7 protein-coding genes, 1 tRNA gene and 1 pseudogene are annotated in these 8,045 nt (G+C 57.4%); 8 read left to right on the top strand and 1 reads right to left on the bottom strand.

The genetic code is table 11. The features are described 5' to 3' along the window. The 3 genes from BBIA_RS12850 to glgX form a co-directional block, all read left to right on the top strand. A partial coding sequence (locus BBIA_RS12850; RefSeq protein ID WP_035138527.1) for a Nif3-like dinuclear metal center hexameric protein occupies positions 1-639 on the top strand: 639 nt, incomplete at its 5' end. Positions 640-752: 113 nt separating this feature from the next. Beyond that, positions 753-1,370 (top strand): NUDIX hydrolase, encoded by a 618-nt coding sequence (locus tag BBIA_RS12845; protein WP_051924090.1) that lies wholly within the window; start codon positions 753-755, stop codon positions 1,368-1,370. 79 nt (positions 1,371-1,449) lie between these two features. Further along, positions 1,450-3,591, top strand: a complete 2,142-nt coding sequence (glgX, locus tag BBIA_RS12840; protein ID WP_152600645.1) for a glycogen debranching protein GlgX — start codon at positions 1,450-1,452, stop codon at positions 3,589-3,591. A gap of 249 nt (positions 3,592-3,840) precedes the next feature. Here the strand turns inward: glgX and BBIA_RS12835 are convergent, their stop codons facing one another. After that, the gene (locus tag BBIA_RS12835) at positions 3,841-5,097 is read right to left on the bottom strand and encodes an ABC transporter permease (RefSeq protein ID WP_081892427.1); all 1,257 of its coding nucleotides are present in this window, start codon (positions 5,095-5,097) and stop codon (positions 3,841-3,843) included. 173 nt (positions 5,098-5,270) lie between these two features. Between BBIA_RS12835 and BBIA_RS12830 the strand changes: the two genes are divergently transcribed. The 5 genes and pseudogenes from BBIA_RS12830 to BBIA_RS12810 all read left to right on the top strand — a co-directional run. Continuing rightward, a tRNA-Pro gene (locus BBIA_RS12830) sits at positions 5,271-5,347 on the top strand. Between the two features lie 253 nt (positions 5,348-5,600). Next, entirely contained in the window at positions 5,601-6,158 is a 558-nt protein-coding gene (locus tag BBIA_RS12825; RefSeq protein ID WP_033495980.1) for a TetR/AcrR family transcriptional regulator, read from the top strand. Between the two features lie 4 nt (positions 6,159-6,162). Next, complete coding sequence (locus BBIA_RS12820; RefSeq protein ID WP_033495978.1) at positions 6,163-6,903, top strand: CPBP family intramembrane glutamic endopeptidase; 741 nt, start codon at positions 6,163-6,165, stop codon at positions 6,901-6,903. Positions 6,904-7,065: 162 nt separating this feature from the next. Continuing rightward, a complete protein-coding gene (locus tag BBIA_RS12815; protein WP_238548528.1) occupies positions 7,066-7,308 on the top strand; it encodes a hypothetical protein in 243 nt (80 codons plus the stop codon). 319 nt (positions 7,309-7,627) lie between these two features. Then, positions 7,628-8,045 (top strand): annotated as a pseudogene (locus BBIA_RS12810) (helix-turn-helix domain-containing protein); the annotation flags it as partial.

The raw sequence follows: 8,045 nt of genomic DNA, 5'->3' as shown, positions 1-8,045 counted from the left end.
GTACGCCGGCTATACGAGTCCGGCTGCGCGCTGTGGGTCGGCCATACGAACGCCGACTCGGCGTACCGTGGCGTCGGACAGGCCGCGGCCGACGCGTTCGGACTCGTCGACCAGCACCCGCTCGTGCCGATCCGCGATGACGAGGCCGCCGCAGCCGGGCATGAGGTCGGCTTGGGCCGTGTCGGACGACTGGAAGAGCCGATGACGTTCGAAGCGTTCGCCCGACGTGTCGCCGACGCGCTGCCGCACACCGAACTCGGCGTCACGGCGAGCGGCCCGCTCGATCAGACGGTCGAAACCGTGGCCGTATTGCCCGGTTCCGGCGACTCGCTGTTCGACGAGGTGCGCGCCAGTGGCGCGGACGTGTATGTGACCAGCGATCTGCGCCACCATCCTGCCACCGACGCGATCGAACAGGCCCGGCACGAGGCCGGCCTGCGCGCGCGGGGCATTCGCGTCGGGCTCGGCGACGTGCGTATCCGTCCGCTGCTCATCAACACGCCGCATTCGGCCATCGAAGCATTGTGGTTCCGATACGCGCTCGAAGACGTGCCCGCGGCCATCGAACGGACGACGGGGGAACGGCCCGACGTCGAATGGATGCGCATCAACACGGATCCGTGGACGCTGCGACTGTAACTTGACATGGTCGCGCCGGGGCTGTAACGGCGTGCAATGAGACATGCGATGTGCGACGTACGCGATCGGAACACGCATGCCGCACACGGACAAGACAAGGGGGATACCAAGATATGCATGACATCATCGACATGGACGCACCTGTCGAGGTGCGTTCTCGTGAAACCGTATACCGCGGCGCGATCTTCTCCGTCGAGGACATGACCATCGCGCTGAAGCGGCGCGACGGCGGCGAAGTTGACATCCGCCGGCAGGTGCTGCGCCACGCGCCTTGCGTCGTCATGCTCGTGCACGATGAGGTGCGCGACCGGTACGTCGTCGAGCGCGAATACCGCGTCGGCTCCGACCGGTTCGCCTATGGCATCCCCGCCGGGCTCATGGACCCGGGCGAAGACCCCGAAACGGCCGCATTGCGCGAACTCGCCGAGGAAACCGGCATCGTGCCCGCCGAACCCGGCGACGTGACCATCGAACACGTGGGCGACTACTACTCGTCCGAAGGCATGGCCGACGAGCTCGCGCACATCATGGTGCTGCACCTGAAACGCTTCAAGCTCGTGGAACGGCATCTCGACGCCGACGAACACGTCGACTCCGCATGGGTCGGTTGGGACGAGCTGCTTGCACTGCCGGTCACCGCATCCAATTCGATCATCGCCATCCAGCATGAGCGCATTCGGCGAATACTCGCCAAACAAAGGATGAACCGTGCTTCCGACACGCGCCGTTGACACGCCCGCAATGCAAAACGCCACAAAGTGTTCGACTGACACGTCGTCAACATTCATATTGTCGTGAGATACTGGGGTTATGCAGATCAGACCAGGTTTGATGTATCCGCTTGGTGCCAGTTACGACGGCGCCGGCGTGAATTTCGCACTGTTCTCCCAAGTTGCCGACAAAGTCGAGTTGTGCCTGTTCGATGACGACGACAACGAGACACGCATCGAAATGACCGAACAGAACTCGTACGTGTGGCACAACTACATCGCCGGCATTCAGCCGGGTCAACGCTACGGGTATCGCGTCTACGGTCCGTACGACCCCAACCGGGGCCTGAGATGCAATCCGAACAAGCTGCTGCTCGACCCGTACGCCAAAGCCATCGAAGGCAACATTGACGGCGACGAAAGCCTGTTCTCGTACTACTTCTCCAGCCCGGAGGACGTGAACCGACGCAACGACCTCGACTCGGCCGCGCACATCATGAAATCCGTGGTCGTCAACCCCTACTTCGACTGGAGCAACGACCAGCATCCGCGCATCCCGTATCACGACTCCGTCATCTACGAGGCGCATGTGCGCGGCATGACCAACCTCAACAAAAACGTCCCGCCGGACATCCGCGGCACGTACGCCGGCCTCGCCTATCCGAGCGTCATCGAATACCTGAAGAAGCTCGGCGTCACCGCCATCGAACTCATGCCGATCCACCAGTTCGTCAACGACACGTTCCTGCAGGAAAAGGGCCTGTCGAACTACTGGGGCTACAACACCATCGGCTTCTTCGCGCCGCACAACGCCTACTCCAGCTCCGGCGAACGCGGACAGCAGGTCAACGAGTTCAAATCCATGGTCAAGGCCTACCATCAGGCCGGCATCGAGGTCATCCTCGACGTGGTGTACAACCACACCGCCGAAGGCAACCACATGGGCCCCACCCTGAGCTTCAAGGGCATCGACAACCAGTCGTACTACCGTCTCGTCGACAACGACCCGCGCCACTACTTCGACACCACCGGCACCGGCAATTCGCTGCTCATGCGCTCGCCGCACGCGCTGCGGCTCATCACCGACTCGCTGCGCTACTGGGTGTCCGAAATGCACGTCGACGGCTTCCGATTCGATCTGGCCGCCACGCTCGCCCGCCAGTTCCAGGAAGTCGACAAGCTGTCCGCGTTCTTCGACATCGTCGAGCAGGATCCGATCATCAGCCGCGTCAAGCTCATCGCCGAACCGTGGGATCTCGGCTCCGGCGGCTATCAGGTCGGCGGCTTCCCGTCCAGCTGGTCCGAATGGAACGGCCGCTACCGCGACTGCGTGCGCGACTTCTGGCGCTCGCAGCCGTCCACGTTGCCCGAATTCGCGTCGCGTCTCATGGGCAGCTCCGACCTGTACCAGATGAATGGCCGCCGACCGGTCGCGTCGGTGAACTTCATCACCGCGCACGACGGCTTCACCATGAACGATCTGGTCAGCTACAACGAGAAGCATAACGACGCGAACGGCGAGGGCAACCGCGACGGCGAGTCCAACAACCGTTCGTGGAACTGCGGCGTCGAGGGCCCGACCACGATTCCCGACGTGCTCGACCTGCGCGAACGCCAGATGCGCAACATGTTCGCCACGCTGCTGCTCAGCCAGGGCATTCCGATGATCTGCGGCGGCGACGAGGTGGCCCGCACCCAGCAGGGCAACAACAACGCGTACTGTCAGGACAACGAGATCTCGTGGACCAACTGGGATCTCAACGAGTCGCAGAAGGATCTGCTCGAGTTCGTCTCCAAGCTCATCCACCTGCGTCTCGAACACCCGGTGCTGCACCGGCGCCGCTTCTTCTCCGGGCGAGAGCCGGGGGAGAGCCCGGACAGCCTGCCGCAGGTCGAATGGTTCGACCACACCGGCTCCATCATGGATATGGACGACTGGGCGAACACGCATGCGTTCACGGTGATGATCTTCCTCAACGGTTCGAACATCCCGGAAATGGACTACTACGGCAAGCAGCTCGTCGACAACGACTTCATCATGATCTTCAACGCGCATTACGAGCCGATCATGTTCACGCTGCCCGACGAGAAGTACGGCCGCAAGTGGCAGCTCATCATCGACACGCACAATCCGAAGGGCCCGGAGCTGAGCTACGAAGCCGGATTCGTGATCACCGCGCAGTCGCGCAGCTTCATGCTGCTCAAGAGCGCGAAGAACCCGAACCCGGAGCAGCTGTTCTGAGCGGGGGATCGGGATTCCGGTTCCCGGCTTCCGCTGCGGAACGGTGACTGATCGATCGGCCCGGCGCTTCGTCTCATTGACGGACGCCGGGCCGATTCGTGTTCGATTCGTGTTCGATTCGTGTTCGATTCGTGTTCGATTCATATGGCTGCGTTGTGCGCTGGGCCAAGCAATCCGTTCGCCCGCTGCCCGAATGATCGGTTCGCCGACGTCTCATGATCCGGCAAGCCGTCGTCCGATCCGCCGACGTCAGCGGTCGGACGCGAGGCGCGATTCGATCATGTCGGCAGGCTGTTCTGACCTGTCGTCGGCGAGCGTGTCTGCCGCGGCGACGTTCGCGCCGGCCGCGGCGGTAGGCACGACGGCACCCGCCGTCGCGTTGGCCGCGGCCGCGTTCGCCTCGTCGATGCGGTTCGTCTGGAACCGGACCAGCTGCATCTGCACGCGATCCGCCTCGATCGCCGCGATCTGACGCGAAAACACGATGAACCAGCCGAGGAAGAACGCGCACGCCAGCGCCTCGAGATTGGTGAGCGTGTCGTAGCCGCGCAGCATGTAGATGCCGAATCCGGCGCACACCGCGATCGCGAGGTCGGAGATCGCGTACATCGCCTTCGGCATGCGCGGCGCCAGCCACGGCAGGGCGAGCAGCAGCACGCCCATAACCAACGGCAGTCCCTTCGCGCACACGTTGTGCATGATGTAGTGCGGCGTGTAGCGGAACACGCCGATGCCGATGAACGCGAGACCGGAAACGGTCAGCAGCAGCGACAGGATCGCCGTGCGCACCTTGAAGTGGCGGACCTCCGGCTCGACCTCGTCGCCGTAGCGCTCGTGCCACAGCCGTTCGAGCCGCTGCGTGGTGATCAGCTCGGACACGGCGAAGTAGCTGACGATGATGATGCACGTGCCGGCGAGGATGAGCGTCGCGTTGAACATGGTCGCCGCGAACGTGGTGCGGTCGCCGAGCTGCGAGAAGTTGTTGTGGTACCAGTACGGGTCGTCGGTGGTGAGGCCCGCGGTGCTCACGCCGGAGATCACGAAGAACGGCAGCAGCGAGGCGAGCGTCTTCGCGTTCATAAGCTCGGCCTGCACGAACGTCATGTATCCGGTCACGCCGGCGAACCCGGCGCATGCGGCCGGCATGTAGCCGGCGAGCAGATGCATGCCCATCACCGTGTTCACCACGCTGAACAAGGCGAACGACGACAGGAACACCGTTGACGCGTAGACGACCGACAGTGCGAGGATTTCGAACACGCGGCGGATCGGCACCCACCAGCCGTTCTTGAGCGTGAACGAACGCGAGTTGCTCGCGTAGCCGACCGCGAACGAGATCACGCCGCACGCCGCGATGATGGCCGCTGCGGCCGTGAACCGTCGTTGCGTGACCTGCCAGATGGCCGACGCGAGGTCAAGATACAGCTTCATACCGAAGAACGCGACGACCGCGCAAATCAGGAACGACACCAATCCCAACGTCTCCGCCCGCTGATGCCGTCCCATCGGTGATCCTCCCTCTTACGCACATGCTGCATGTTCATTGTAATAGCGTCGCGGGGCGGGCTGCGCCGCGCGGATATGGAGCATCCGTGCACGTTTTTGCGCGTTTAGTCCGACGGTCTGGTATAGTTGACGATTGTTGTTTTGCGGTCGGCCTTGCGCCGCGCAAACGGCATCGGGCTGTAGCGCAGTTTGGTAGCGCGTCTGCTTTGGGAGCAGAATGTCGCAGGTTCAAATCCTGTCAGCCCGACCAGAAAGCCTTACTCCCGCTTGGGATGTAGGGCTTCTTTGTTTGCTCCGAGGCTGCTCGCTAACGCGAAGAGCACCCAATCCCGGCTCCAGAACATACGCTTCTTTACTTAACCCGAGTTTTTTCAAAAACTTTTTACCTGTTGCCTACCGAAGGCAAAGAGGTGCTCTTTCTCTTTGAAGGCTATTGACAAATCGTCTTATTATTTATTATAATTCATGTTATATAACAATGATTATGATAAGGGGTGTGGTAAATGCCGCCGAGGGCAAAAGTTACAAGAGAAATGATTATAGATGCCGCCTTTGGGATAACTAGAGACGCCGGTATCGGAGCTGTTAATGCTCGATCTATATCAGAAGAATTAAAATGCTCCACTCAGCCTGTTATGTATCATTTCAAAACGATAAAGGAATTGAAAAGAGCGGTATATGAAAAAACGGATGAATACCATTCCGCTTATATTATGAATACTTACAGCAATAATCCAATGAAGGATATTGGCTTGAATTACATTCGGTTTGCAGTAAAGGAAAAAAATCTGTTTTGCTTTCTGTTCCAATCCAATGAATTTTCGGGCAAGCATATTTCTGAATTGGTAAATGCAGAGGAATTGCAGCCTATTATAGCTATCCTTAGCCAAGAGGCGGCGGTCAATGCGGAGCAGGCAAAAATTATTTTTCGATCATTATTCTTAATTGCACATGGATATGCCAGTATGTTCGCGAACAACGCTATGGAGTATGACGAGCAGATGGTTTTATCCGATTTAAGTTTGATATTTGACGGAACGATCAAGGCAGTGAGAGGATAGTTTAATGTATCGTTTATATAAGAAAAATGAATTGAATTTTTCTTTGGTATGGATTATTTCCTATGCTGTTTTATTTAGTTTATCGGACGGTCTTTCGACTTCTCTTGGTATATTAAAAATAATAACCGCCCCTGTAGCCATTATTTTTGCCTTGCTTATTTTAGGTTTTATAAAAAAGTATAACCTTTGGGAACAATACGGATTGTGTTCATTCAAAGGGGATTTGAAACAATATCTGTACTTTATTCCACTGGTCTTGATCGCAAGCGTGTCTCTATGGAACGGCGTTGCGATGAGTGCTTCCATTGCGGAAACTGTCCTATTTATTGTAAGTATGATTTGCGTCGGGTTTATTGAAGAAATTATCTTTCGCGGGTTTCTTTTCAAAGCCATGTGCCGAGATGATATAAAACTTGCGGTTTTCATTTCAAGTATCACATTCGGCATAGGGCATATTGTAAACTTACTGAACGGCAAAGATTTGATACCAACGCTCTTGCAGATTTGCTATGCAACAGCGATTGGCTTTTTGTTTACGATTATATTTTATAAAGGAAAAAGTCTTTTGCCTTGTATTGTTACACATGAGGTAATTAATTCTTTGAGCATTTTTTCCGTCAATGACTCGTTGAGGGGTACCGTAATAACCGCCGTTATATTATGTGTTATTTGTATTGCGTATGTTTTATGGATATTGAGAAAAACTCATAGATTTGATAAGGATGAGGATAAAGATATCCAGTGATGACATTACTTGTTCCTGCTCATGGATCAAGTCAACCTGAACAGACCGGCATCCGGCAGGATCAACACCCGGACCACTTATGAGAGTGATCTGTGGCGCAAGGGACCTGACAAGACGTTCTCTGATGGACGCCGATATGTCCGTGCGGTGGGAGAACGGTGGATGAGACGCTATGCGCTGGGCATCGTCAAGACCATGCACGCTTTGCGTAACCGGGTCGCTCACCATGAGCCGCTCGTCAACGGCATCCCGCTTCCCGGCGAGAACCGGCGCATCACGTTGGCGGACGCGGTGCAGGCGTGCTTTGATCTGGCGATGATCCTGGACCGCGACTTGTATGCGTGGCTGATGGACGACAGCACGATGAAACTCGTGCTCGAACACGAGCCGCAACCCAATGAGTAGGGGACTGTTGCCGCTCTCTTCAACCACCTGTTCGGAGGAGGGCGGCACGGTACGGAGAAAGAGCGGTAACAAATTGTTCTGACCATATTTCGACACGCCTCGCCATTCTGCCATTCCGACGCTCAAGGCCAGTACCAAACCGGTAACAATGACTGTTGAGTATTTGAGTTTTTGAGGGCCGGTGTTATTGCGGTTCAGGGCCATTGCGGGGTTTATGTGGTTATTGTTTTTCAAGGCCGTGGGTATTGTCGTTGAAGGCCGGGGATGGTTAGGCTCCTTTCACCATGCGAGGGACGTGTGGTGAAAGGAGTTACCTATCATGGTACGGAAAATCAAGGCGAAGCAGGTGTTGCGCCTGCATGCACAGTCATTGTCGGGCAGAATGATCGCCCGGTCGCTGGGTGTTTCGCGTGACAGCGTCGCCATGGTGATCAAGACTGCCGCTGATGCCGGGATCGTCTTCGATGACGTCTCGGCGAAGAGTGATGACGAGGTGTACGCGCTGCTGTTTCCCGGCAGGAACGAGCATGAAAGCGCGTATCGGCAGCCGGATTGGCCGGCGGTTCACCGCGAACTGGCCAGGGTGGGCGTGACGTTGCGTCTGCTGCACGCCGAGTACCGGGATTCCTGCCTGTCGGATGGTGTTCCGGCGATGGGTTATGACCGGTTCTGCAAGCTGTACCAGTCGTATGTCGTGGCTCATGGGATCACGTCGCGGGTGGAGCGCAAGGCGGGTA

The organism is Bifidobacterium biavatii DSM 23969, assembly GCF_000741165.1.
GTDB classification, from domain to species: Bacteria; Actinomycetota; Actinomycetes; order Actinomycetales; family Bifidobacteriaceae; genus Bifidobacterium; species Bifidobacterium biavatii.
This window is presented reverse-complemented; position numbering and strand designations above follow the sequence as displayed.